Annotated in this window: 22 protein-coding genes; 13 read left to right on the top strand and 9 right to left on the bottom strand. The window is 71.1% G+C overall.

Features of this window, described 5'->3' with window-relative positions:
* Positions 1–120: 120 nt before the first annotated feature.
* From AB0K02_RS11700 to AB0K02_RS11685, 4 genes are all read right to left on the bottom strand, one after another.
* Positions 121–1,026, bottom strand: coding sequence for an amino acid ABC transporter permease (locus AB0K02_RS11700; RefSeq protein ID WP_365992188.1), 906 nt, complete (start codon positions 1,024–1,026; stop codon positions 121–123).
* On the bottom strand, positions 1,023–1,691 hold the full coding sequence (locus AB0K02_RS11695) for an amino acid ABC transporter permease (RefSeq protein ID WP_365992187.1): 669 nt from the start codon (positions 1,689–1,691) through the stop codon (positions 1,023–1,025). The genes AB0K02_RS11700 and AB0K02_RS11695 overlap by 4 nt, the downstream gene beginning before the upstream one ends.
* 74 nt (positions 1,692–1,765) lie before the next feature.
* Positions 1,766–2,608 (bottom strand): glutamate ABC transporter substrate-binding protein, encoded by an 843-nt coding sequence (locus AB0K02_RS11690; RefSeq protein ID WP_365992186.1) that lies wholly within the window; start codon positions 2,606–2,608, stop codon positions 1,766–1,768.
* Between the two features lie 59 nt (positions 2,609–2,667).
* Positions 2,668–3,450, bottom strand: coding sequence for an amino acid ABC transporter ATP-binding protein (locus tag AB0K02_RS11685; RefSeq protein WP_365992185.1), 783 nt, complete (start codon positions 3,448–3,450; stop codon positions 2,668–2,670).
* 307 nt (positions 3,451–3,757) lie between these two features.
* Between AB0K02_RS11685 and AB0K02_RS11680 the strand changes: the two genes are divergently transcribed.
* Both AB0K02_RS11680 and AB0K02_RS11675 read left to right on the top strand, forming a co-directional pair.
* Positions 3,758–4,465, top strand: coding sequence for a response regulator transcription factor (locus AB0K02_RS11680; protein WP_365992199.1), 708 nt, complete (start codon positions 3,758–3,760; stop codon positions 4,463–4,465).
* A 15-nt stretch (positions 4,466–4,480) separates the two neighbouring features.
* Positions 4,481–5,875 (top strand): HAMP domain-containing sensor histidine kinase, encoded by a 1,395-nt coding sequence (locus tag AB0K02_RS11675; RefSeq protein ID WP_365992184.1) that lies wholly within the window; start codon positions 4,481–4,483, stop codon positions 5,873–5,875.
* 35 nt (positions 5,876–5,910) lie between these two features.
* Here the strand turns inward: AB0K02_RS11675 and AB0K02_RS11670 are convergent, their stop codons facing one another.
* Positions 5,911–6,909 (bottom strand): TAXI family TRAP transporter solute-binding subunit, encoded by a 999-nt coding sequence (locus tag AB0K02_RS11670; protein WP_365992183.1) that lies wholly within the window; start codon positions 6,907–6,909, stop codon positions 5,911–5,913.
* Positions 6,910–7,098: 189 nt separating this feature from the next.
* Between AB0K02_RS11670 and miaB the strand changes: the two genes are divergently transcribed.
* Positions 7,099–8,586 (top strand): tRNA (N6-isopentenyl adenosine(37)-C2)-methylthiotransferase MiaB, encoded by a 1,488-nt coding sequence (miaB, locus tag AB0K02_RS11665; RefSeq protein WP_365992182.1) that lies wholly within the window; start codon positions 7,099–7,101, stop codon positions 8,584–8,586.
* A 219-nt stretch (positions 8,587–8,805) separates the two neighbouring features.
* Positions 8,806–9,513: a class III extradiol dioxygenase subunit B-like domain-containing protein gene (locus AB0K02_RS11660; protein WP_365992181.1), complete on the top strand. Its 708-nt coding sequence runs from the start codon at positions 8,806–8,808 to the stop codon at positions 9,511–9,513.
* A 57-nt stretch (positions 9,514–9,570) separates the two neighbouring features.
* On the opposite strand, the gene AB0K02_RS11655 is transcribed toward AB0K02_RS11660, so the two are convergent.
* On the bottom strand, positions 9,571–9,816 hold the full coding sequence (locus AB0K02_RS11655; RefSeq protein WP_365992180.1) for an antitoxin: 246 nt from the start codon (positions 9,814–9,816) through the stop codon (positions 9,571–9,573).
* Positions 9,817–9,849: 33 nt separating this feature from the next.
* Positions 9,850–10,086 (bottom strand): hypothetical protein, encoded by a 237-nt coding sequence (locus AB0K02_RS11650; protein WP_365992179.1) that lies wholly within the window; start codon positions 10,084–10,086, stop codon positions 9,850–9,852.
* Between the two features lie 181 nt (positions 10,087–10,267).
* Here AB0K02_RS11650 and miaA point away from each other — a divergent pair, with 181 nt between their 5' ends.
* The 6 genes from miaA to hflX all read left to right on the top strand — a co-directional run bounded on the left by miaA (position 10,268) and on the right by hflX (position 18,223).
* Positions 10,268–11,206: a tRNA (adenosine(37)-N6)-dimethylallyltransferase MiaA gene (gene miaA / locus AB0K02_RS11645; protein ID WP_365992178.1), complete on the top strand. Its 939-nt coding sequence runs from the start codon at positions 10,268–10,270 to the stop codon at positions 11,204–11,206.
* A 106-nt stretch (positions 11,207–11,312) separates the two neighbouring features.
* Positions 11,313–11,753, top strand: a complete 441-nt coding sequence (locus AB0K02_RS11640; RefSeq protein WP_365992198.1) for a hypothetical protein — start codon at positions 11,313–11,315, stop codon at positions 11,751–11,753.
* 126 nt (positions 11,754–11,879) lie between these two features.
* On the top strand, positions 11,880–12,794 hold the full coding sequence (gene dapF, locus AB0K02_RS11635) for a diaminopimelate epimerase (protein ID WP_365992177.1): 915 nt from the start codon (positions 11,880–11,882) through the stop codon (positions 12,792–12,794).
* Between the two features lie 138 nt (positions 12,795–12,932).
* Positions 12,933–15,011 carry an HD domain-containing protein gene (locus AB0K02_RS11630; protein ID WP_365992176.1) on the top strand — a complete coding sequence of 693 codons (2,079 nt, stop codon included), beginning with the start codon at positions 12,933–12,935 and terminating at the stop codon, positions 15,009–15,011.
* A gap of 77 nt (positions 15,012–15,088) precedes the next feature.
* Positions 15,089–16,552 (top strand): M1 family metallopeptidase, encoded by a 1,464-nt coding sequence (locus tag AB0K02_RS11625; protein WP_365992175.1) that lies wholly within the window; start codon positions 15,089–15,091, stop codon positions 16,550–16,552.
* 180 nt (positions 16,553–16,732) lie between these two features.
* Positions 16,733–18,223 carry a GTPase HflX gene (gene hflX / locus AB0K02_RS11620; protein WP_365992174.1) on the top strand — a complete coding sequence of 497 codons (1,491 nt, stop codon included), beginning with the start codon at positions 16,733–16,735 and terminating at the stop codon, positions 18,221–18,223.
* An 87-nt stretch (positions 18,224–18,310) separates the two neighbouring features.
* Here the strand turns inward: hflX and AB0K02_RS11615 are convergent, their stop codons facing one another.
* Both AB0K02_RS11615 and AB0K02_RS11610 read right to left on the bottom strand, forming a co-directional pair.
* Entirely contained in the window at positions 18,311–19,480 is a 1,170-nt protein-coding gene (locus AB0K02_RS11615) for a hypothetical protein (protein ID WP_365992173.1), read from the bottom strand.
* A 317-nt stretch (positions 19,481–19,797) separates the two neighbouring features.
* On the bottom strand, positions 19,798–20,973 hold the full coding sequence (locus AB0K02_RS11610) for a hypothetical protein (RefSeq protein WP_365992172.1): 1,176 nt from the start codon (positions 20,971–20,973) through the stop codon (positions 19,798–19,800).
* A 329-nt stretch (positions 20,974–21,302) separates the two neighbouring features.
* On the opposite strand from AB0K02_RS11610, the gene AB0K02_RS11605 reads away from it, so the two are divergent.
* From AB0K02_RS11605 to AB0K02_RS11595, 3 genes are read left to right on the top strand one after another with little or no spacing between them, the layout of a single operon-like run.
* Complete coding sequence (locus tag AB0K02_RS11605) at positions 21,303–22,679, top strand: diaminobutyrate--2-oxoglutarate transaminase family protein (protein WP_365992171.1); 1,377 nt, start codon at positions 21,303–21,305, stop codon at positions 22,677–22,679.
* A gap of 28 nt (positions 22,680–22,707) precedes the next feature.
* On the top strand, positions 22,708–24,612 hold the full coding sequence (locus tag AB0K02_RS11600) for an IucA/IucC family protein (protein WP_365992170.1): 1,905 nt from the start codon (positions 22,708–22,710) through the stop codon (positions 24,610–24,612).
* A gap of 31 nt (positions 24,613–24,643) precedes the next feature.
* Positions 24,644–25,294, top strand: a complete 651-nt coding sequence (locus AB0K02_RS11595) for a GNAT family N-acetyltransferase (RefSeq protein WP_365992169.1) — start codon at positions 24,644–24,646, stop codon at positions 25,292–25,294.
* Positions 25,295–25,410 lie beyond the last annotated feature (116 nt).

Here is a 25,410-nt window from a genome sequence, read left to right as displayed (position 1 = left end):
AAAAAACCACAAAACCCCCCCCCCCGCGGCCCCCCCCCCCCCCCCCCCCCCCCGGGGGGGGGGGGGGGGGGGGGGCCGCCCCCCCCCCCGCCCCTCACCGGTCGAACATCGGATGAACCGTCAGACGGCCCGTCCGTCGTCGGCCTTGGCGACGCCGGGTTCCCCGACGGGCTCCTCCGCGCCGCCGGGTCCGGTCAGCACGGCGCCCGTGCTCTTCTTGGCACGCCGCAGCCTGCGCTCCAGCCACGAGGCGAAGGTCGTGAGCAGGAGGTTGAGGACGATGAAGACCAGCGCAACGACGATGAAGCTGGGGATGGTGTTCGCGTAGTTCGCGGCCAGCGTTCCCTGAGCGCTGAGCAGCTCGGCGAAGGCCAGCAGCGCGCCGCCGAGCGCGGTGTCCTTGACGATGACGACGAGCTGGCTCACCAGGGCGGGCAGCATCGCGGTCACGGACTGCGGGAGCAGGACGCTCGTCATCGTCTGGCCCTTGCGCAGACCGATCGCCTTGGCGGCCTCGGTCTGGCCCTTGGGCAGGGAGAGGATGCCGGCGCGTACGACCTCGGCGAGGACCGAGGCGTTGTACAGCACGAGGCCGGTGACCACGGCGTACAGCGGGCGCACGTCGCTGCTGATGGTGTCGGAGTTCGCGTAGAACTGGTTCGCGAACAGCATCAGCAGCAGGACCGGGATGGCGCGGAAGAATTCCACGACGACGCCGGCCGGGACCCTGATCCAACGGTGGTCGGACAGTCTGGCGATGCCGAAGATCGCGCCCAGCGGAAGGGCGATGACCATGGCGAGCGCCGCCGCCTTCAGCGTGTTGCCGAGTCCGGGCAGCAGATAGGTGGTCCATGCCTGCGCCTCGATGAAGGGCTTCCACAGGGACCAGTCGAGCTGCCCGTTGTCACCCAGAACGCTCAGGACCCACCAGATGCCCAGCACGAGCACGGCGAGGAAGCCGACCGTGTAGACGATGTTGCGGCGCTTGGCCCGGGGGCCGGGAGCGTCGTAGAGAACGGAGGTCATCGCTTCACCGCCACACGCTTGCCGACCCAGCCGAGGATGAGGCCGGTGGGAAGGGTCAGAACCACGAAGCCGAAGGCGAAGACCGCCGAGATGAGGACCAGCTGCGCCTCGTTCTCGATCATCTCCTTCATCAGCAGAGCCGCCTCCGCCACACCGATGGCTGCCGCGACGGTGGTGTTCTTGGTGAGGGCGATCAGCACATTGGTCAGCGGGCCGATGACCGAGCGGAACGCCTGCGGAAGCACGATGTGCCCCAGGACCTGGGTGAAGCTCAGCCCGATGGCGCGTGCCGCCTCCGCCTGGCCGACCGGCACCGTGTTGATGCCGGAGCGAACGGCTTCGCAGACGAAGGCCGCGGTGTAGGCCGCGAGCCCGAGGACCGCCAGCCGGAACGCCAGCGCGTCGAAGTCGTCGGCCACTCCCAGGGTCATGCCGAGGGTGTCGGCGAGACCGACCGAGGAGAAGACGATGATCACCGTCAGGGGGATGTTCCGGACCACGTTCACATAGACCGTGCCGAACGCGCGCATCAGAGGCACCGGGCTCACCCGCATCGCGGCGAGGACGGTGCCGAGCACCAGGGAGCCGATTCCGGAGAGGACGGTGAGCTTCACCGTCATCCAGAACGCCCCGAGCAAGTCGTAACCTTCAAGAAAGTCGAACACGATCTCCCGCGCTTCCGCGTGTAGGAGGGCGCGGCGCGCCGCCTTCAGCGGCGGCGCGCCTGGTCAGCCCTGCTTCACTTGACGATGTTGCCGATCTTCGGGGCGGGCTCGTTCTGGTAGTTCGCCGGGCCGAAGTTGGCCTTCACCGCCGCGTCCCAGGACTTGTCCTGGACCATCTTCTCGAGGGCGGCGTTGATCTTCTTGACCATCTCGGCGTCGCCCTTCTTGACGCCGATGCCGTAGTTCTCGTTGCTCAGCTTGAGGCCGGCGAGCTTGAACTTGCCCTTGTACTGGTCCTGCGAGGCGTAACCCGCGAGGATCGAGTCGTCCGTGGTCAGCGCGTCGACCTGGCCGCTCTGGAGAGCGTTGAGGCACTGCGAATACGTGGGGTACTGCTTCAGCTGGGCCTTCGGCGCGAAGTCCTTCTTCACGTTCTGAGCGGACGTGGAGCCGGTGACCGAGCAGAGCTTCTTGCCGTTGAGGTCGTCACCCTTGCTGACGTTGTCGTCGGCGCGGACCAGCAGGTCCTGGTGGGCGAGCAGGTACGGGCCGGCGAAGTCGACCTTCTGCTTGCGCTCGTCGGTGATGGAGTACGTGGCGGCGATGAAGTCCACGTCACCGCGGGCCAGCGCGGTCTCGCGGTCGGCGCTCTTCGTCTCCTTGAACTCGATGTCCTTCTCGTCGTAACCGAGTTCCTTGGCGACGTACTTGGCGACGTCGACGTCGAAGCCGGTGAACTTGCCGTCCGGCGTCTTCAGGCCGAGGCCGGGCTGGTCGTACTTGATGCCGACCGTGATCTTCTTGTCGCCGCCGTCGCCCGAGCCGGTGTCCTTGCCGCTGTCGGAGCCGCAGGCCGTGGCCGACAGGGCGAGCGCGAGTACGGTGGCCGAAGCGGCGGTGACCTTGCGAAGCTTCATGATGTGACTTCCCTAAGTTGACGCGAAGTGGTGGATCAGTGGATCAGCTGATCCAGGACTCAGTGGTGAAGGATCTTCGACAGGAAGTCCTTGGCCCGGTCGCTGCGCGGGTTGCTGAAGAACTCCTCGGGCGATGCCTCTTCGACGATCTTGCCGTCCGCCATGAACACGACCCGGTTCGCGGCGGATCGGGCGAAGCCCATCTCGTGGGTGACGACCACCATTGTCATCCCGTCACGCGCCAGCTGCTGCATGACCTCGAGAACCTCGTTGATCATCTCGGGGTCGAGTGCCGACGTCGGCTCGTCGAAGAGCATGACCTTCGGATCCATCGCCAGCGCCCGTGCGATGGCGACGCGCTGCTGCTGACCGCCGGAGAGCTGGGCGGGGTACTTGTCGGCCTGAGCGCCGACCCCCACCCGGTCGAGCAGCGCCCGAGCCTTCTCCTCGGCGGCCTTTTTGTCCGTCTTGCGCACCTTGACCTGGCCGAGCGTCACGTTCTCCAGCACGGTCTTGTGCGCGAAGAGGTTGAACGACTGGAACACCATGCCCACGTCGGCGCGGAGCCGTGCGAGCTCCTTGCCTTCCTGGGGCAGCGGCTTGCCGTCGATCGTGATCGAGCCGGAGTCGATGGTCTCCAGGCGGTTGATGGTGCGGCACAGCGTGGACTTTCCGGACCCGGACGGTCCGATCACGACCACGACTTCGCCGCGGGTGATCGTCAGGTCGATGTCCTGGAGCACATGCAGCGCGCCGAAGTGCTTGTTCACGTCGCTCAGTACGACCAGGTCGCCCGCAGCGGGTACGGCTTCGTCGCCCTTGGTCACTGACACTCCGCTCATCGGCTTCTTGCTCCGTCCTCCTCGGTTGGTGAGGACCCTAAGCACGCAGTGCGACGGCAGTCATTACATCTGAGGGGAAATTGAGCATAACGATCCGGTCGCAAATGGACACTCTGCGTGAACAGGGCGGTGATCAGGGTACCGGGTGGGTAACGGAAACCCCTGTGTAACAGGATGCCCCTTGACTCGGTGCGGGGACATCGGCGTTCATGCCCTGTTAGGTGCCGGGCCAATGCCCCGACACGATCACGTCCACACAATCCGCGTCGCCGACCGTACGACCATGACGCATGAACGTAGGGGGCCCATGAGGCTGCTGCTCGTCGAGGACGACGACCACGTCGCCGCTGCCCTGTCCGCGGTGCTCGCGAGGCACGGGTTCAAGGTCGTCCACGCCCGCAACGGCGAGGAGGCGCTGCGGGCCGTGCTCCCCGACAGCCACCCCGACAAGCCGCCGTTCGGCGTCGTGCTCCTCGATCTCGGCCTGCCCGACCAGGACGGCTACCAGGTCTGCGGCAAGCTGCGGAAGCTCACCTCCACCCCCGTGATCATGGTGACGGCGCGTTCGGACGTCCGGTCCCGCATCCACGGGCTCAACCTCGGCGCCGACGACTACGTGGTCAAGCCGTACGACACCGGTGAGCTGCTGGCCCGTATCCATGCCGTCAGCCGGCGCACCGGAGCGGGCGATGACGCCCCGCAGGGCACCACGGACGACGCCCTGCGGCTCGGCCCGGTCGTCATCGAGCTGCCCACCCGGCGGGTCAGCGTCGACGGATCCGACGTTCAGCTCACGCGCAAGGAGTTCGACCTGCTGGCGCTGCTCGCGCAGCGGCCCGGGGTCGTCTTCCGTCGCGAGCAGATCATCAGTGAGGTGTGGCGCACCAGCTGGGAAGGGACCGGCCGCACGCTGGAGGTGCATGTCGCGTCCCTGCGCTCCAAGCTGCGCATGCCCGCGCTGATCGAGACCGTTCGCGGCGTCGGCTACCGGCTCGTCGCGCCCGCCGGGGCGTAAGGCCGGCCGTTCCCGGTGCGTACCCGACTGCTTCCGCTGCTCATCGTGCTCATGGCCGGTGTGCTGCTCGCGCTCGGCTTCCCGCTGGCCGTGAGCGTCGCGGCCGCCCAGCAGCAGCGCGTCGTCGTCGACCGGATCGACGACACCGTGCGCTTCGCGGCGCTGGCCCAGTTCGTGACCGAGGGGCCCTCGGTGACGGACGCGCGCCGCGCCATCCTCCAGGAGCAGCTCGACCGCTACCACGACACGTACGGCATACGCGCGGGCGTCTTCTACCGCGAGATGAACTCCATGGCGCGCGCGCCGCAGACCTGGACGCTGCCGGGGGAGGGCGAGGCGCACGACGCGTTCGAGGAGGCGCTCACCGGCCGGCGCAGCCAGGATCCGCCGCAGATCTGGCCCTGGCAGCGGGGCGAGCGGCTGGTCGTCGCCTCACCGGTCGTCCGGGACGGGGACGTCGTCGCGGTCGTGTTCACCGACTCCCCGACCGGCCAGATGCGTTCACGCGTGCTGCGGGGCTGGCTGCTCATCGCGGCCGGTGAGTCCGCGGCGATGCTGCTCGCCGTGGGTGCCGCGTTCCGGCTCACCGGCTGGGTGCTGCGGCCCGTCCGTGTCCTGGACGCGGCCACGCACGACATCGCCACGGGCCGGATGAACTCGCGGGTCGCCGCCGCGGGCGGTCCGCCGGAACTCAGGCGGCTGGCGCGCTCCTTCAACGAGATGGCCGACAACGTCGAGGAAGTCCTCGAACAGCAGAGGGCGTTCGTCGCCGACGCCTCCCATCAGCTGCGCAACCCCCTGGCCGCGCTCCTGCTGCGCATCGAGCTGCTGGCGCTGGAGCTGCCGGAGGGCAACGAGGAGGTCGCCTCGGTACGCACCGAGGGGAAGCGTCTCGCCCAGGTGCTCGACGATCTCCTGGACCTGGCCCTTGCCGAGCACGCCGCCGCCGACCTCCGGCTCACCGACATCGGTGAGCTGGCCGCCGAGCGGGTCGCGGCATGGCGGCCGCTCGCGGAGGAGAAGGGAGTCCTGCTGGGCGGGGACACGTCGCCCGTCACCGCGTGGGCGGACCCGGTGGCGCTCTCCAGCGCCCTGGACGCGGTGATCGACAACGCTCTGAAGTTCACCCCGCGCGGGGAGTCGGTCGCCGTCGACGTCGCGTCGAACGGCGCCGCGTCCACGATCGTGGTGACCGACGGCGGCCCGGGGCTGACGGACGAGGAACTGTCCCGTATCGGCGACCGCTTCTGGCGCAGCGGCCGCCACCAGAACGTGAAGGGGTCCGGACTCGGGCTGTCCATCGCCCGCGCGCTGCTGATGGCGGGCGGCGGTTCGATCGACTACGCGCACCACGAGCCGCACGGCCTGCGGGTGACGGTGACGGTGCCGCGTACGCCGCCGGGCGGCTGACGCCGGGGGTGGTGCCGCTCGCGGCAGCCGGACGGCTACGGCTTGGCCGACCGGTAGTAGCGCCGGGCGCCCTCGTGGAGAGACAACGGGGCCGTGTAGACCGCGGTGCGCAGATCCACCAGCTGGGCCGGGTGCACCGTGTTGCCGATGTGATCGCGGCTGTCGATCACCGTCCGGGTGAAGCCCTCCGTCAGCGCCGCGTCCGTCCGTTCCGTGGTCACGAGGAGGTTCGCGACCGCCACGGTGGACACGGGCGTGCCGCCCTGCGCCTGCTTGTACGCGTCCGCCGGCATCACCGCGGAGCGGTAGTAGCTGGTCGTGTCGCCCGTGGCGTGCAGCTTGTCGACGAGCTCCGGTTCCACCGGGACCAGCCGGACGTCGAACCGCTCGGACAGTTCCTGGATGGTGCTCGTGGGCAGACCGCCCGACCAGAAGAACGCGTCGAGGCTGCCGTTCTCCAGCCGCCCGGGCATGGTGTCGATCCCGGCGGGGACGGGCGTGATGTCCCGCTCCGGATCGAGACCCGCCGCGGTCATCAAGCGGTCGGCGACGAGCCGGACACCCGACCCCGGCTGGCCGACGCCCACCACCTTGCCCCGCAGGTCTCCCACCGACGAGACCGGCGACTTCTGCGGGACGATCAGGTGCACGTAGTCGTCGTAGAGCCGCGCGCAGCCGCGCAGCCTGTCGGCGCCGGGCAGCCCCTCCCGTATGTACGTGGCGACCGCGTCGGCCGTGGCGATGGTGAAGTCCGCCTCGCCGGACGCCACGCGCGCGAGGTTCTGCTGCGAACCCTCGCTGGTGACGAGGTCGATCTCGACGTCGGGCATGTCCTTGGCCAGTGCCTGCTCCAGCAGCACGCCGTAGCGCTGGTAGACGCCGCTGCGCGACCCCGTGCTGAAGGTGAGCTCCCCGCTCGGCGACGTCCGCCCGATCGGCAGCAGCCACCACAGCAGCAGCCCGAAGGCGACGAGAGCGGCCGCCGACGCCGCGAGGGCACGACGGCGGCTGATGCGGAGGCCGACCGGGAACATGGCGCGATCCTGCCAGCTCACCGGCCGTGCTGGCCAGGCCCCTCCGCCGCGGCCAGGTCCCGCAGGCCAGGGGCCGGGTGCGGACGGCGCCCGTGCGCCGGGGCGTCCGGCGCCGCCCGGGGCCGTGTGTCCGGGGCCGCCGAAGGCAGGGGCGGGGCGGCCCGGGGACCCCGTACCCTGGGTGGCGCGATGAGTGCGAAAACTTACGAGGTGCGCACCTACGGGTGCCAGATGAACGTCCACGACTCCGAGCGGCTGTCGGGCCTGCTGGAGGACGCCGGTTACGTACGCGCGCCCGAGGGCGCCGACGGTGACGCCGATGTCGTCGTCTTCAACACCTGCGCGGTGCGGGAGAACGCCGACAACAAGCTCTACGGCAATCTCGGCCGGCTCGCGCCGATGAAGGCCAGGCGCCCCGGGATGCAGATCGCCGTCGGCGGCTGCCTCGCGCAGAAGGACCGCGACACCATCGTCACGAAGGCGCCGTGGGTCGACGTCGTCTTCGGCACGCACAACATCGGCAAGCTCCCCGTGCTGCTCGAGCGCGCCCGCGTCCAGGAAGAGGCGCAGGTCGAGATCGCCGAGTCGCTGGAGGCGTTCCCCTCGACGCTGCCGACCCGCCGCGAGTCCGCGTACGCCGCGTGGGTCTCGATCTCGGTCGGCTGCAACAACACCTGCACGTTCTGCATCGTCCCCGCGCTGCGCGGCAAGGAGAAGGACCGCAGGCCCGGCGACATCCTGGCCGAGATCGAGGCACTCGTCGCGGAAGGCGTCTCCGAGATCACCCTGCTCGGCCAGAACGTCAACGCCTACGGCTCGGACATCGGCGACCGCGAGGCGTTCAGCAAGCTGCTGCGTGCCTGCGGGAGCATCGAGGGCCTGGAGCGGGTCCGGTTCACCTCGCCGCACCCGCGCGACTTCACGGACGACGTCATCGCGGCCATGGCGCAAACGCCGAACGTGATGCCGCAGCTCCACATGCCGCTGCAGTCCGGCTCGGACACCATCCTCAGGGCGATGCGCCGCTCGTACCGGCAGGACCGCTTCCTCGGGATCATCGAGAAGGTGCGGGCCGCGATTCCGCACGCCGCCATCTCCACCGACATCATCGTGGGTTTCCCCGGCGAGACCGAGGAGGACTTCGAGCAGACGATGCACACCGTGCGCGAGGCCCGGTTCGCCAACGCCTTCACCTTCCAGTACTCCAAGCGCCCCGGTACGCCCGCGGCGACCATGGAGGGCCAGATCCCCAAGGAGGTCGTCCAGGAGCGCTACATGCGCCTGGTCGCCCTCCAGGAGGAGATCTCCTGGGAGGAGAACAAGAAGCAGGTCGGCCGCACGCTCGAGGTCATGGTGGCCGAGGGCGAGGGCCGCAAGGACGGTGCCACGCACCGGCTCTCCGGCCGTGCCCCCGACAACCGCCTCGTGCACTTCACCAAGCCGGACACCGAGGTGCGCCCCGGCGACGTCGTCACGGTGGAGATCACGTACGCCGCTCCGCACCACCTGCTCGCCGAGGGCGCGGTGACGGCCGTGCGCCGCACCCGCTCGGGCGACGCGTGGGCCAGGCGCAACGCGGCCGAGGCCGCGAAGCCGGCCGGCGTCATGCTCGGCCTGCCGAAGATCGGCGCCCCGGAGCCGCTGCCGGCGGCCGCGCCGGGCTGCGGCTGCGACTGACCCGCCCGCCGGGCCGCCGTCGGACGTCGCGTCCGGCACGCGCGCGGGCCGCGGAGCGGCTCCGCCGCCGGCCCCGCGGCAATGGGCCGACCCCGCACGCGCTGCCGTGCGGGGCCGCACGGATCGCGGGTACTGCCGCGTGTGAGGGGCACCGGCGCCCCGTGAGGGCGGGCGCCGGGTCGGCGCCCCGTGGCACGACCACGCACTAGGCTGCCGATCATGCTTGTCGCCGCCGCCGTGTGCCCCTGTCCGCCCCTCCTGGTGCCCGACATCGCCGCCGGAGCCGCGCCCGAACTCGACGCGGCCCGCGACGCGTGCTCCGACGCCGTGGGGGTGCTCGCCGCCGCCAGGCCCGACCTGCTCCTCGTGGTGGGACCGGCCGCCGGATCCGAAAGCGGCACGTACTCGGCGGGCACCCACGGCTCCTTCCGGAGCTTCGGCGAGGACCTGACCGTACGCCTGGGGCAGGGCCCCGGCCAGGAGCGGCAGCTGCCCCCCTCGCTCTCCGTGGCGGCGTGGCTGCTGGAACGCGCCCACTGGGCCGCGTCTCCGGTCGAGGGTCTCGGCGTCGACGACCGGCTCGAAAGTGAGCGCTGCGCCGCCGCGGGCCGCGAGGCCGCCGCACGGAGCGAACGGGTGGCGATGCTGGTGATGGGCGACGGGAGCGCCTGCCGCACGCTCAAGGCCCCGGGCTATCTCGACACCCGTGCGGAGAGCTTCGACCGCGAGGCCGCGCGGGCGCTGGGCGCGGCGGACACCGAGGCACTGACGGCCTTGGACGCGGCGCTCGCCCGGGAACTCAAGGCCGCGGGCCGTGCCCCCTGGCAGGTGCTCGCGGGCGCCGCCGAGGGCGCCGGGCTGCAAGGGCGTCTGCTCTACGAGGACGCGCCCTACGGGGTGGGCTACCTCGTCGCGACCTGGTCCTGACCGGAAGAAACGCCGGCGGCCGCGGAGCACACGCTCCGCGGCCGCCGGCCGTGCGCGTCAGGGAGCGGGCGGCGTGGTGCCGTGGCCCTTCTCGTCCCGGTGCGCGATGCGGCCCAGGGCCTCCTTGGCCTTGCCTGTGCCCGTCTCGATCTTGCTGCTGTACTTGCCCTTGGTCTTGTCGTCGACCGTCTTGGCGGCCCTGTCCAGGCCCTGCCCGATCCTGCCCTCGTGCTGCTGGGCCAGGTCGGTGACCTTGTCCTTGGCCGGGGCGAGCTTGGCCTTCAGGGTGTCCAGGAAGCCCATGGTTCACCTTCCCTCGTCATCCCTTGTCGGGGACTACTTACGGGCGCCTTCGCCGGCCTCGCTGTCCGCCGCCTCCTCGGCGGACTGCTGCCTGGGGATGTCGACCCCGGCGGCGGCCGTGTCCTCACCGAGGGCGCCGTCGGCACCCGCTTCGGAGTCGGACAGGGCGCCGGCCGGGGGCTCCGTCGCCACGGGGGCGAGGGGTGCCTCCTGGTCCGACGCCTCGGCGGTCGCCGCAGGCTTACCGCGAAACCATGAAAAAACGCCCATATCTGCTCCATAGCGTACTCGTGAAGGCGAAATTCCGCGCCGCCCGGAGCGTCCCATTGCGCCGCTCGCGGGTACCGGTACGAAACCGGCGTCCGGAACCTCGCAACAGGCAACGACCCCGGCTCCCGGCCGTCACCTCGCTCGTTCGGGGAGCGGTGCCCGGATTTGCGAGACTGGGGCGGTGAGAAGTGCAGCTCCCGCACCGCGGGTCATCGCCGTCGTCGGTCCCACTGCGGCCGGAAAGTCCGATCTGGGGGTCTTCCTGGCCCGGCGACTGGACGGCGAAGTCGTCAACGCCGACTCCATGCAGCTCTACCGCGGGATGGACATCGGCACCGCCAAGCTGACGACCGAGGAGCGCGGCGGCGTCCCCCACCGCCTGCTCGACATCTGGGACGTCACCGAGACGGCGAGCGTCGCCGAGTACCAGCGGCTAGCCAGGGCGGAGATCGACCGGCTGCTCGCCGAGGGCCGCACCCCCGTTCTCGTGGGCGGCTCGGGGCTGTACGTGCGCGGGGCGATCGACGCCCTCGAATTCCCCGGCACCGACCCCGAAGTCCGCGCCCGGCTGGAGGAGGAGCTGACCGTGCGCGGCCCCGGAGCGCTCCACGCCCGTCTCGCCGCCGCCGACCCGGAGGCGGGCCGCGCGATCCTGCCCAGCAACGGGCGGCGCATCGTCAGGGCCCTCGAGGTCATCGAGATCACCGGCAGGCCCTTCACCGCCAACCTCCCCGGGCACGACTCCGTCTACGACACCGTGCAGATCGGCGTCGACGTCGAGCGGCCCGAGCTGGACGAACGGATCGCCCTGCGTGTGGACCGCATGTGGGAGGCGGGGCTCGTCGACGAGGTACGCGCCCTGGAGGCCCAGGGGCTGCGCGAAGGGCGCACCGCGTCCCGCGCCCTGGGCTACCAGCAGGTGCTCACCGCGCTCGCGGGAGAGTGCACCGAGACCGAGGCACGCGAGGAGACGGTGCGCGCCACCAAGCGCTTCGCCCGCCGCCAGGACTCCTGGTTCCGGCGCGACCCGAGGGTGCACTGGCTCAGCGGCGCGGCCCAGGACCGCGCGGAACTTCCGCACCGGGCGCTGGCGTTGATCGAACGAGCGGTCACAGCCTGATCACGTGATGGCATCGGGACGCTCCGCCCGTCAGTTCGGCCACCTGGAGCGTGCCATCATCGAGCATCGATCGACAGCTGAGTCCGAGTTGGGAGGGCGCGTGGCGATGGAGGCCGGCCCTCGCGACACCGAGCGGGAGCGCCGAGATGCCGCCGAAGGCACCTCGGGGCTGAGCCCGGACGGCCCCGACGAGCAGGACGTGCTCGCCGCCGAGGTCGAGGTGGAGCTCCGCCCGCAGCGGCGCCTGCGCATCTGGCAGCTCGCCCCGATCGTGGGGCTCGCCGCCGTCGGCTCGCTCATGTTCGCCTTTCCCCTCGCCTTCGGTACGGGCGACGGCGGCGCGGTCGTCGCCATGCTCGGACTGCTGATCAGCTGCTGCGCCGCCGGCTGGGGTGTGATGGCCGCCCGTCGCGTCGGGCACACCTGGCCCGGCCTGCCCGTCCGGGGCTCCGGCGAGCGCCCCGACTGGCGTGTCATCGCCCTCTACGTCGGCGTGGGCGCGGTCCTCGTCGCCCTCGCCATCTGGCGCGTCGCGCGCCTGCGCTGACCGCCGGCGCACCCCCCGCACAACCCCTGCGCTGCCCCGCGCCGCTCCGCCCCGAGCGCCCGGCCCGGCCGACGGCCATCGGCCCGGATCCCACCGGGCGCCCCGCTGTCGGACCCGCCTCGTACGATGGTGGACGTGAGCACCTCGCAGACCTCGCCCGTTCCCTTCCTCAAGGGCCACGGCACCGAGAACGACTTCGTCATCGTCCCGGACCCGGACAACGGCATCGACCTGTCCGCGGCCGCCGTCGCCAGGCTGTGCGACCGCCGCGCCGGCGTCGGCGGCGACGGTCTGCTGCACGTCGTCCGCTCGGCGGCCCACCCCGAGGCCGCCCACATGGCGGACGAGGCCGAGTGGTTCATGGACTACCGCAACGCGGACGGCTCGATCGCCGAGATGTGCGGAAACGGCGTCCGGGTCTTCGCCCGCTACCTCCAGCGCGTCGGCCACGTCGAGACCGGGGACATCGCCGTGGCGACCCGAGGCGGCGTCAAGAGGGTCCACATCGCCAAGGCGGCCGCCGGCGCCGGCGCGGACACGGGTGACATCACCGTCTCGATGGGGCGCGCGCTGCTCCCCGAGGACGGTGTGACGGTCACTGTGGACGGCCGCAGCTGGCCCGCGAGGAACGTGAACATGGGCAACCCCCACGCGGTCGCGTTCGTCGACGACCTGTCCCACGCGGGAAACCTGTTCACGGCTCCACCGTTCAGCCCTGCATCGGTCTACCCGGACGGTGTGAACGTGGAGTTCGTCGCCGACCGGGGCGAGCGCCATGTCGCCATGCGCGTGCACGAGCGCGGGTCCGGCGAGACCCGCTCGTGCGGCACGGGCGCGTGCGCGGTCGCCGTCGCGGCGGCCCGCAGGGACGGCCTGGACCCGTCCGTCACCGGCACCCCCGTCACGTACACCGTGGACCTGCCCGGCGGCCGCCTCGTCATCACGGAACGTCCCGACGGGCAGATCGAGATGACGGGCCCGGCCGTGATCGTGGCCGAGGGGTACATCGAGCCCGCTCTCCTCGAAACCGTGAACGCGTAGACCTTCGCTCGAATGGGTGATCCGTTTCACGCTGGGCGAGAGCGGCACTGCGCCACGTGGTGGGCTCGGTAGCATCAAGCACCGGCCCGGAGGCACGACCTGACCTTCCATCGCCGGTCGAAGCAGCCGGAGGTGCCCATGAGTGCAGAGGCCGCCAACCCTGGTGCCCACAGTCGCAGGCGCGGCCGACCCAGGATCGACCTCCGCCGGATCGGGCGCGCAGCTCTGCTGGGCCCCACCGGGCGCGACCGCCTCCCCGACGCGATCAGCCACGTCGTCGACGCGCACCGCGCGCATCACCCGGACGCCGACCTCGCCCAACTGCACAAGGCGTACGTGCTGGCGGAGTCGTCCCACCGCGGCCAGTTCCGCAAGAGCGGCGAGCCGTACATCACCCATCCGCTGGCCGTCACACTCATCCTCGCCGAACTGGGCGCGGAGACGACGACGTTGACCGCGTCCCTGCTCCACGACACCGTGGAGGACACCGAGGTGACGCTCGATCAGGTGAAGGCGGAGTTCGGTGCCGAGGTGGCCTACCTCGTCGACGGCGTCACCAAGCTGGAGAAGGTCGACTACGGCGCCGCCGCCGAACCGGAGACCTTCCGCAAGATGCTCGTCGCCACCGGCAACGACGTCCGCGTGATGTCGATCAAACTCGCCGACCGGCTGCACAACATGCGCACTCTCGGCGTCATGCGCCCCGAGAAGCAGGCACGCATCGCCAAGGTCACCCGCGACGTCCTGATCCCCCTCGCCGAGCGCCTCGGCGTGCAGGCACTGAAGACCGAGCTGGAGGATCTGGTCTTCGCGATCCTGCACCCCGAGGAGTACGAGCGCACCCGCGTCCTCATCGCCGAGAACGCCACCGCGTGCAACGCTCTCGCCGCCATCGCGGAGGACTTCCGGACCGTGCTGCGCGACGCCGGCATCACCGCGGAAGTGCTCATCAGACCCCGGCACTTCGTTTCCGTGCACCGCGTCTGCCTCAAACGCTCCGAGCTGCGCAGCACCGACTTCGGACGCCTGCTCGTCCTGGTCACCGACGACGCCGACTGCTACGCGGTGCTCGGCGAGCTGCACACGTGCTTCACCCCGGTGATCTCCGAGTTCAAGGACTTCATCGCCGCCCCCAAGTTCAACCTGTACCAGTCGCTGCACACCGCCGTCGCGGGCCCCGACGGCGCCGTCGCCGAAGTCCTCATCCGCACCCACCAGATGCACCGGGTCGCCGAGGCCGGGGTGGTCGCGCTCGGCAACCCGTACGTGCCGACCGACAGCGCCGAGCCGCTCGACGGCGAGCGTGCCGACCCCACCAGACCCGGCTGGCTGTCCCGCCTCCTCGAATGGCAGCAGTCCACCCCGGATCCGGACACCTTCTGGACCTCCCTGCGCGCGGACCTGGCGCAGGACAAGGAGATCACCGTCTTCCGGGCCGACGGCCGGGCGCTCGGCCTGCCCGCCGGAGCCACCTGCGTCGACGCGGCCTACGCCCAGTACGGAGAGGAGGCCCACGCCTGCATCGGCGCCCGGGTCAACGGCCGTCTTGCCACCCTGAGCACCCAGCTCAACGACGGCGACACCGTGCACGTCCTGCTCGCCCAGGACGCCTCCTCCGGACCGTCGCCGGACTGGCTCGACCACGCCCGCACCACGGCCGCACGGATCGCCATCAGCAGCTGGCTCGAGAGCCACCCGGAGGGGGCGAGTGCCCAGGCGGCCGCGCCCCGGCGCCCCACTCCGCGCGCGGCCGACCGGCCGGCCACGGCGAACGCCGTCGTCGACCGTCCGGACGCGACCGTCCGGCTCGCCGGCTGCTGCACTCCCGTACCGCCCGACAGCGTCACGGGCTTCGCCGTGCGCGGGGGCGCGGTGACCGTCCATCGCGTCGAATGCGCCGCGGTGGCGCGCATGGAGAGCCTCGGCCGCGCTCCGGTGGCCGTGCGCTGGGGCGATGCCGCCGAGTGCCGGGTCACTCTGGTCGCCGAATCGTTCGGCCGGCCCCGTCTGCTGGCCGACCTCACCGAGGTCATCGCCGGTGAGGGAGCGGCCATCGTCTCGGCCACCGTCGAACCGCCCAGCCAGCAGCGGGTACGGCACACGTACACCCTCCAACTTCCCGACGCCGCCGGGCTTCCCGCCCTGATGCGCGCCATGCGCGACGTCCCCGGCGTGTACGACGTGAGCAGGACGCAGCATCCGGCCTCGACCGCCTGACCTCATTCGGGTGGGTACGCGGTCCCCCCGTCGCGCGCCGCCGCGGCCGCCTCGAGGCGTGCTGGTAGCGGTAGGGCATGCCGCACACTCCCCGACGCCGACTGCCTGCCGTCCTGCTGGCCGCAGCATCGGCCGCCCTCGTCGCCGCGACCCTGCCCGAACCGACCGCGCTCGGGATCGGCGACCCGCTCTTCCCCCAGCTGGGCAACCCCGGCTACGACGTCATCGACTACGACATCGCCCTCACTTACAAGGGCAGCAACACCGAACCCCTGGACGCCGTCACCAAGATCAATGCCTGGGCGAACCGGCGACTCGGCCGGATCAACCTCGACTTCTCCCATGGCACGGTCCGCTCCGTCGAGGTCAACGGACGCCCCGCCGAGTTCGCGTCCGCCGGCGAGGACCTCGTCGTCGAGCCCTCCACGGCCGTCGCCACCGGCGCGCCGATGCAGATCACCGTCACGCACACCAGCGACCCGCGCGGTGGCAGGACCGCCGGCGGATGGGTGCCCACCGGCGACGGCCTGGTGATGGCCAACCAGGCCGACGCGGCGCACCGTGTCTTCCCCTGCAACGACCACCCCGCGGACAAGGCGTACTTCACCTTCCGCGTCACCACCCCCAGGAACGTGACGGCCGTCGCCAACGGTCTGCAGGTCACACATTCCCGGAACGGTGCCGGCGCCTCCTGGATCTACCGCACCGGCCACCCCATGGCCACCGAACTCGCCCAGGTCGCCATCGGGCGCTCCGCCGTCGTCAAGCGGCAGGGCCCGCACGGACTGCCCATCCGCGACGTCGTCCCCGCCGCCGACAAGGTGAAGCTCGAACCGTGGCTGAAGAAGACCCCCGGCCATGTCCGGTGGATGGAGGAAAAGGTCGGCGCCTACCCCTTCGAGACGTACGGGGTGCTGGTCGCCCATGCCGACACCGGATTCCAGCTGGAGACGCAGACGCTGTCGCTCTTCGAGCGCTCCCTGTTCACCAACGCCGCCCACCCCAAGTGGTACGTCGACTCGGTGATGGTCCACGAACTCGCCCACCAGTGGTTCGGCAACAGTGTCTCCCCCCGCACCTGGTCCGACCTGTGGCTGAACGAGGGCCACGCCACCTGGTACCAGGCCCTGTACGCGGAGGAGAAGGGCAAGCAGCCGCTGGTCGACCGGATGAGGAAGGCCTACCGCCTCTCCGACGGCTGGCGAGCAGCCGGCGGGCCGCCGGCGGCCCCGCAGCCGCCGGCGCCCGGACAGAAGCTGAGTCTCTTCCGGCCGGTGGTCTACGACGGGAGCGCCCTGGTCCTGTACGCACTGCGGCAGACGATCGGCGTGGCCGCCTTCGAAGAGCTGGAGCGCGAGTGGGTCGCCGAGCACCGCGACTCCACGGCGAGCACGGAGGACTTCACGCAGCTCGCATCCCGTGTCGCTGGGCGTGACCTCGGCGACTTCTTCCAGGAATGGCTGTACGGGAAGAAGACCCCGCCCATGCCGGGACACCCGGACTGGCGCAGCGATGCCCCGAAGGCCGGTGCCGGGCGCTGAAAACCGGGGTGACGGCCCCGGCGGGCGCGTGGGACCATCGACGGGCCGGCGACGGGACCGGGCCCGGGACTCCCTCGGGGAATCTTCCGGGGCTGTCACACGTTGTGACTGGCGAACGGGGGCACACTGCCCTTGCGGGCCTCCCGCCCGCACCGCTCATTCCATCGACGTAAGGATCCAATGACCTCCTCTTCATCCCCTTCCCAGGACAAGCAGAGCTTCGCGGAGACGCGCACCGAGAGCCTTCGGGCCGATGCCCTGATGGAAGAGGACGTCGCCTGGAGCTACGAGATCGACACCGAGCGGGACGGTGATCAGTTCGACCGCTCCGAGCGGGCCGCTCTGCGGCGCGTGGCGGGCCTCTCCACCGAGCTCGAAGACGTCACCGAGGTCGAGTACCGACAGCTGCGCCTGGAGCGCGTCGTGCTGGTCGGCGTCTGGACCTCGGGGACCGTGCAGGACGCCGAGAACTCCCTCGCGGAGCTCGCGGCGCTTGCCGAGACCGCGGGCGCCCTGGTGCTCGACGGAGTCATCCAGCGGCGCGACAAGCCGGACCCGGCCACCTACATCGGGTCGGGCAAGGCGAGCGAGCTGCGCGACATCGTGCTGGAGACCGGAGCCGACACCGTCGTCTGCGACGGTGAGCTCAGCCCCGGCCAGCTCATCCACCTCGAGGACGTCGTCAAGGTCAAGGTGGTCGACCGCACCGCCCTGATCCTCGACATCTTCGCCCAGCACGCCAAGTCCCGAGAGGGCAAGGCGCAGGTCGCTCTGGCGCAGATGCAGTACATGCTGCCCAGGCTCCGCGGCTGGGGTCAGTCGCTGTCCCGCCAGATGGGTGGCGGCGGCGGTGGCGGCATGGCCACCCGCGGTCCAGGTGAGACCAAGATCGAGACGGACCGGCGACGGATCCGCGAGAAGATGGCGAAGATGCGCCGGGAGATCGCGGAGATGAAGACGGGCCGCGAGATCAAGCGCCGGGAGCGCCGCCGCAACAAGGTGCCGTCGGTCGCGATCGCCGGCTACACCAACGCGGGCAAGTCCTCGCTGCTCAACCGCCTCACCGGCGCCGGTGTCCTGGTGGAGAACGCCCTGTTCGCCACCCTCGACCCGACCGTCCGCCGGGCGGAGACGCCGAGCGGCCGGATCTACACCCTCGCCGACACCGTCGGATTCGTCCGGCACCTGCCGCACCACCTGGTCGAGGCGTTCCGCTCCACGATGGAGGAGGTCGGCGACTCCGACCTGATCCTCCACGTGGTGGACGGTTCGCACCCGGCGCCGGAGGAGCAGCTGGCCGCCGTTCGCGAGGTGATCCGCGACGTGGGCGCGCTGGACGTGCCCGAGATCGTCGTGATCAACAAGGCGGACGCGGCCGACCCGCTGGTGCTGCAGCGACTGCTGCGCATCGAGCGGCACGCGATCGCCGTCTCGGCCCGCACGGGCTCGGGCATCGGTGAGCTCCTGGCTCTGATCGACACCGAGCTGCCGCGGCCCGAGGTGGAGATCGAGGCGCTCGTCCCGTACACCCGGGGCGGGCTCGTCTCCCGCGTGCACGCCGAGGGCGAGGTCGTCTCCGAGGAGCACACCACGGAGGGCACCCTGCTCAAGGCACGGGTCCACGAGGAGCTGGCCTCCGCACTGGCCCCGTACGTCCCGGCGGCCCACTGACGCGGCACAGCCCACGCGACACGACGGAAGGGCCGCCTCCCCTCGGGGAGGCGGCCCTTCCGCATGATCCGCCGGGCTCGAAGAGGCCTACTGCTTCGCGAACTTCTCGCTCATCATCGTGAAGATCTGCTGCGCTCCCCGGTCCAGCCGCGGGCCGGCGAGCCAGCCCGAGGTGACCGGGCCGATCGACGTGTTGGAGACGAGCACCGTCTTGCCGCCGGGCTGCCGGACGAACCAGCCGCCACCGGAGGACCCGCCCGTCATCGTGCAGCCGATACGCCACATCGTGGGCGTACCGGGGGCGATGGAGAGCCGCCCCGGCCGGTCGAGACACTTGTGCATGATCGCGCCGTTGTAGGGCGGGGCCGCCGGGTAACCCCACGCGCCCATCGTGCCGATGCTCTTGGCGTCGGGGGCCTCGAAGTCGACGTCGAGCGCCGCGCCCACCGTCTCCTCCAGGGACTTGGAGCCCTGCTCCGGCTTCACGTGCATCACGGCGTAGTCGTAGGCGGCGCCGGTGCCCCCCGTCGGACCGCCCTGGTCGATCCACTCGCCCGAGGTCGCGACCCAGTCCGCCCAGTAGACGCCGTACGGGGCGATCTCCTGCGGCTGGGCGTGCTCCAGCGCGGCGGGGGACTTGCCCTTGTCGTTGTAGGCGGGGACGAAGGCGATGTTGCGGTACCAGCCGCCCTCCCCGCCGGCGTGCACGCAGTGCCCGGCGGTCCAGACGAGGTTCGACCGGCCCGGGTTCTCCGGGTCCTTGACGACCGTCGCGGAACAGACCATCGAGCCCTCGGGGGCGTCGAAGAACACCTTGCCGACCGGTGCGGCGTTCTGGTGGTAGGGCTTCTTCTCCTCCTGGGCCTGCACGGGGCGCGGCTCCGGGTCGGTGACGTCCTGGTCACCGGAGATGTCACCGGCGGAGAGCGTCTTCGCGGGCGCCTTGGCCGTCGTCATGCGCTCGGGCTTCCACAGGCCCTCGATCACCGGGTTGACGAAGTCCTTGGCCTCACGCAGCCACTTGTCCTTGTCCCAGTTCTTCCACTCGCCGTTCTTCCACTTGTCCAGGTCGACCCCGTGCTCCTTGAGCCTGTCGGCCAGGTCGGCGGGAAGTGCGGCCTCGGCGCCGCCGGCGCCTTCTGCGGTGGCGGCGGGCTTGTCCGCCGCCTTGTCCTCGCCGGGGCCGCAGGCGGTCGCCGTCAGCGCGAGAGCCGAGACGAGGCCGGCGGCGGCCAGCAGCGGACGTATGGATCGCATGGAAACGATTCCCCCTGAAGTGCTTGCGAAATGTGCCATGAACGCGGTGCACCAGCGCCTGATGCGAGACCACGTGCGGCGTCCGCGCCGTGCGCGGTTGCCATGAGCGTGTCATGCGAAGGGGCGGCCTTCCGGAGCCGCCGCGGGTGCGGCACCACTCTAAGCCGCTGCGTGGACCCGCAGTTGAGGCCGGTGGGCAACTACACCGAGTCTCCACGAGACGAGCAAGGGGCGCCCGGCCGTCCGGCCGAACGCCCCTGCCTCGTCAGAGCACTGCCTGGTCACGTGACGCGGCGGCCACGCGAGAGAGCGTCAGATCACTTTCCCGTGAACTTCTTGCTGACCGCCGTGTAGACGCCCTCGGCCTCCTTGCCGAGCCGCGGGCCGGCCAGCCAGCCGGCCGTCACCGGGCCGATGGAGGTGTTGGACACCAGGGCGGGCCGGCCGTCCTGGCCCTCGGCCACCCAGCCGCCACCGGAGGAACCGCCCGTCATCGTGCAGCCGATGCGGTACATCGTCGGCTCCCCGGCCTTCAGCGAGAGCCGGCCCGGCTTGTCGGCGCACTGGAACAGCTTCTGACCGTCGTACGGCGGAGCCGCCGGGTAGCCGGTCGCGGTCATGCTCTTGATGTCCGGCACGGCCGGGGCCTTGAAGTCGACCGGCAGAGCGGCGCCGACCGTCTCCTCGAGCGACTTGCCCGTGCTGCCCTTCTCCGGGGTGACGTGGATGACGGCGAAGTCGTACGGCGCACCCTGACCGCCGGTCGCCGCGCTCTGGGCGATCCACTGCTCGGACGTCTGGGCCCAGTCGCCCCACCACACGCCGTACGGAGCGATCTTCTCCTTCGGGGCCTTCTCCAGCTCCGAGGTGGGCAGGGCGCTGTCGTTGTACGACGGGACGAAGGCGATGTTGCGGTACCAGCCGCCGCTCTTGCCGGCGTGGACGCAGTGACCGGCGGTCCACACCATGTTCGACTTGCCGGGGTTGGCCGGGTCCTGCACGACGGTGGCGGAGCAGACCATCGAGCCCTGGGGGCCGTCGAAGAAGACCTTGCCCGCCTCGGCCGCACTCGTGTGGTACGGCGCCTTCACCGGCACGGCGTCGACGGGCTCCGGCGTCGGGTCGGTGACACCCTCGTCACCCGAGATGTCCGGGTCGACGGGCTTCGCCGGCGGCTTCTCGGCGTCGCGCATGCGGTCCGGGTCCCACAGGTCCTCGATGATCGGGTTGACGAAGTCCTTGGCCTCGCGCAGCCACTTGTCCTTGTCCCAGTTCTTCCACTCGCCGTTCTTCCACTTGTCCAGGTCGATCCCGCGCTCCTTGAGCCGGTCCTTGAGATCGTCCGGAATGGTGATCTTGTCATCGGCGGTCTGACCTGCCGACGCACTCGGCTTGTCGCCCGCGGTGTCCTCGCTCGGGCCGCAGGCCGTGGCAGCCAGCGCCAGCACGGCGGCAAGGGACGCCGCTGCCAGCGTCGGGCGAATGGGTCGCATCTGGTGATCCCCCTGGGACTTCGGTGCTGCTGTTCCGTCTGAACTGAGCCGCATTCCGGCAATGTCGGTGCGTTCGGCCGCGGACGAGTCCGCGCCCCGGTGGAGCTCACCGCCGGTGCGGCCCCCCAACTATGCCGGTGCCGTTGGGGACGGCGTGCACCAGGTCCGCGGTTCCGCTCCCGCAAGGATCTTCCTTCCGGCCGTGATCCCCGGCCCGTCGCGTCGTTGGAACGGGCGGGGGACACGGGGACGGCTCGGAACCGAGCGGTCGCAGGGCCGAAGCCGTACCCCTGCGAAACGCAACCGTGACAGCGGAAGGACCAACAGCCGTGGCCGTGACCGAACCTGCTCCGATCGCCCCGGCCGCTGCCCACGAGGGCATCCTGCGCCGGCAGTCGCTCCGCGAATCGGCCGCCCGCACCTATGCGCGCTCGCTGCCCATCGTGCCCGTACGCGCCCGGGGACTGACCATCGAGGGTGCCGACGGCCGCCGTTACCTCGACTGTCTCTCCGGAGCCGGGACCCTCGCACTCGGGCACAACCACCCCGTCGTCCTCGAAGCCATCAAGAAGGTCCTCGACTCCGGGGCGCCGTTGCACATCCTGGACCTGGCCACACCGGTCAAGGACGCGTTCACCACAGAGCTGTTCGCCACGCTTCCGCCGCAACTCGCCTCCGACGCCCGCATCCAGTTCTGCGGTCCGGCAGGGACCGACGCCGTGGAAGCGGCACTCAAACTGGTCCGCACCGCCACCGGCCGCGACGGGGTCCTGGCCTTCACCGGCGCCTATCACGGCATGACGGCGGGCGCTCTCGAGGCCTCGGGCGGCGCGACCGACGTCCGCGTGACACGCCTTCCCTACCCGCACGACTACCGCTGCCCCTTCGGTGTCGGCGGTGAACGCGGCGCCGAACTCGCCGCACGCTGGACCGAGAACCTCCTCGACGACCCCAAGGGCGGTGTGCCGGACGCCGCCGGAATGATCCTCGAACCGGTACAGGGCGAGGGCGGCGTGATCCCCGCCCCCGACGAGTGGCTGCGGCGGATGCGCCGGATCACCGCCGCCCGCTCCATCCCTCTGATCGCCGACGAGGTGCAGACCGGAGTGGGCCGCACCGGCACCTTCTGGGCCGTCGAGCACAGTGACGTCGTCCCCGACGTGATGGTCATGTCCAAGGCCATCGGCGGCTCCCTCCCGCTCGCGGTCATCGTCTACCGGTCCGAACTCGACACCTGGCAGCCGGGAGCACACGCCGGCACGTTCCGCGGCAACCAGCTGGCGATGGCGGCCGGCGCGGCGACCCTCGCGTACGTGCGCGAGAACCGCCTCGCGGACCGGGCCGCCACTCTCGGCGCCCGCATGCTGGCCCGCCTCCAGGGCCTCGCCGCCGCTCACTCCTGCATCGGAGACGTACGGGGCCGGGGCCTGATGATCGGCGTGGAGATCGTCGACCCCGACTCCACCGCCCACGACGCTCTCGTCCCCCCACCCGCTCCTCAACTCGCCGCGACCGTCCAGCGGGAATGCCTGAACCGCGGCCTCATCGTCGAACTCGGCGGACGCCACTGCGCAGTCGTCCGCCTCCTGCCTCCTCTGACACTCACCGACGAACAGGCCCTGGCCGTCCTCGACCGCTTCGCGGACGCCCTGGCCGCCGCAGAACGCTCCACCCCACGCCGCGCCGACAGCGGGCAGTCGTACTGACCCCGGACCCCGTCACAAGGAAGCCTCCGTGAACACCACCCCCGCACCCGAAGTGCCCGAGTCCCACGGCCGCCCCACCGCCGCTCACCACGCCCACGGAGCACTGGGCGGGCCGCTCATGGCCGAGGCGGCGACGGTGCCGCGCCAGCAGACCGGGGGCTTCGACGACGAAACCCCCACCACCGCCCGGTACGTGTCCGGCGCCCCCGAAGCGGCGGACCCCCTCGACCATCCGGATCCCGGCCGTGCGGCCGATGCGGCCGCGGTCGAGAACCTGCTCCGCTGCTGGGTGCGCGAGAACGACCTCGCCGAGCCCGAGGGCGACACCCTGCGCATTGCGCTCCACAGCAGCGGGACCGCCCTGCTCGTCCCCGTCCGCTACTGGTCGTCCACCGGCTGGCACCGCTTCGGCCCGCCGGTTCTGGAAGGCAGCCCGCACGAGGCCACCACCGCCGACGCGGTGACCGTGGCCGCGCTCCTCGGCCGGGAAGCCGGCGGCACGGACGGAGCCGACCTCGTCGGCCGCGTAGCCGATTCCGCCCGGCGCACAGCCGGGTTCATCGCTCACCGGCGCCGGCATCCCGTCGCACCGGAGGACGCGGACCTCTTCCTTGACGCCGAACAGTCGCTCCTGCTCGGCCACCCGCTCCACCCCACACCGAAGAGCCGTGAGGGACTCTCCGACACCGAAGCACTGCTGTACTCACCGGAGTCGCACGGCTCCTTCCCGCTGCACTGGTGGGCAGTCGACCGGTCCGTGCTCGCAGCCGACTCGGCCTGGACCGAGCAAGGACGCACACTCCCGGCCGAGCAGCTCACCTCCCGCCTCGCCGGCGACATCCGGCTCCCCGCCCACTGCGCCGCCCTGCCCCTGCACCCGTGGCAGGCACGCGACCTCCGGCACCGGCCCACTGTGGCCGCGCTGCTGGACTCCGGCCTGCTCCACGACCTCGGTCCCCATGGAGACACCTGGCACCCCACCTCCTCCGTCCGCACCGTGCACCGCCCCGGTGCACCCGCGATGCTCAAGCTGTCTCTCGGCCTGCGCATCACCAACTCCCGCCGTGAGAACCTCCGCAAGGAACTCCACCGGGGGGTGGAGGTCCATCGGCTGCTCCGTACCGGACTCTCCGCACAGTGGCGGGCGGCGCACCCCGGATTCGACATCGTGCGCGATCCGGCATGGCTCGCGGTCGACACACCCGACGGCGAACCCGTCTCCGGACTCGACGTCGTGCTGCGCCACAACCCCTTCCACCGGAGCGACGACGCCGTGTGCATCGCGGCTCTGACCGCACCGCGGCCCTGGCCCGGACGCACGGTCATGTACTCACGCCTCTCTCACACGGTCGAGCGTCTCGCCGCCCGGACAGGCCGGCCCGTCCCCGCCGTCGCGGCGGAGTGGTTCCTGCGCTACCTGGACCACGTCGTACGTCCGGTGCTCTGGCTCGACGCCACCGCGGGCATCGCGCTCGAAGCGCACCAGCAGAACACCCTCGTCCTCCTCGACCCCGAAGGCTGGCCGACAGGCGGCCGCTACCGGGACAACCAGGGCTACTACTTCCGCCAGTCCCACCGTGACGAACTCGAGCGCCGGCTCCCGGGAATCGGTGCCGAAAGCGACACCTTCGTCTCCGACGACGTGACGGACGAGCGCTTCGCGTACTACCTCGGCATCAACAACGTGCTCGGTCTGATCGGCGCCTTCGGGGCGCAGCACCTCGCCGACGAACGCGTCCTCCTCGCCGCGTTCCGCCGATTCCTGGCGGCCAACGCCTCCCTCGGCTCGCCGCTGCCGACGCTGCTGCTCGAAGCCCCCACCCTTCGTTCCAAGGCCAACCTGCTCACCCGTCTGCGCGGCCTCGACGAACTCGTCGGTCCCGTCGACACTCAGTCCGTCTACGTCACCGTCACCAACCCGCTCCTCTCCTGAACACCGCGCGGACCGCCGAACGCCCACGACCATGACCCCGTCCGAACGAGAAGAGGAGACCGCCGCCGTGCCTCGCCCCCAAGCCGCGCGGGAGCCGTCCGGCACCTTCGCGGAGGTGCCGGACGCCCCTGCGGACTGGGGGCCGGTGGACACCCCCGCCGGTGACTTCCGCCTCGTCCCCGTCCTCCCGGAGCGGGACCTCTCCCTGATCACCGGCTGGATGAACGACCCGGCCGTCGCCGCCTTCTGGGAGCTGGCCGGGCCCGAGACCGTCACAGCCGCCCACCTGCGCGGCCAGTACGACGGCACCGGCAGCAGCCTCCCCTGCCTCGGCGTACTCGACGGCACACCCATGAGCTACTTCGAGATCTACCGTGCCGACCTCGACCCTCTGGCCCGCCACTACCCGGCCCGACCGCACGACACAGGCATCCACCTCCTCCTCGGCGGCGCCGCCGACCGGGGGAGAGGTCTGGGCTCGCTGCTCATCAGAGCCGTTTCCGACCTCGTGCTCGACCACCGCCCCCGCTGTGCACGCGTCGTCGCCGAACCGGACCTGCGCAACACCCCTTCCGTGTCCGCGTTCCTCAGGGCCGGCTTCCGCTTCTTCGCCGAAGTCGACCTGCCCGGCAAACGAGCCGCGCTCATGGTGCGCGATCGCCGGCTTCGGGACCTGCTGTGACCAGCCCGCCGCCGTACATACACCGCTCGAACCGCATCGGTTCCCCTCGAGGAGTCCCCGTGCCGAAGTCGCCTGCCAGCAACGACTCCCACGCGTCGACCGCACCCGCCGCCTCG

The organism is Streptomyces sp. NPDC049597, assembly GCF_040675505.1.
In the GTDB taxonomy this organism is placed as follows: domain Bacteria; phylum Actinomycetota; class Actinomycetes; order Streptomycetales; family Streptomycetaceae; genus Streptomyces.
This window is presented reverse-complemented; position numbering and strand designations above follow the sequence as displayed.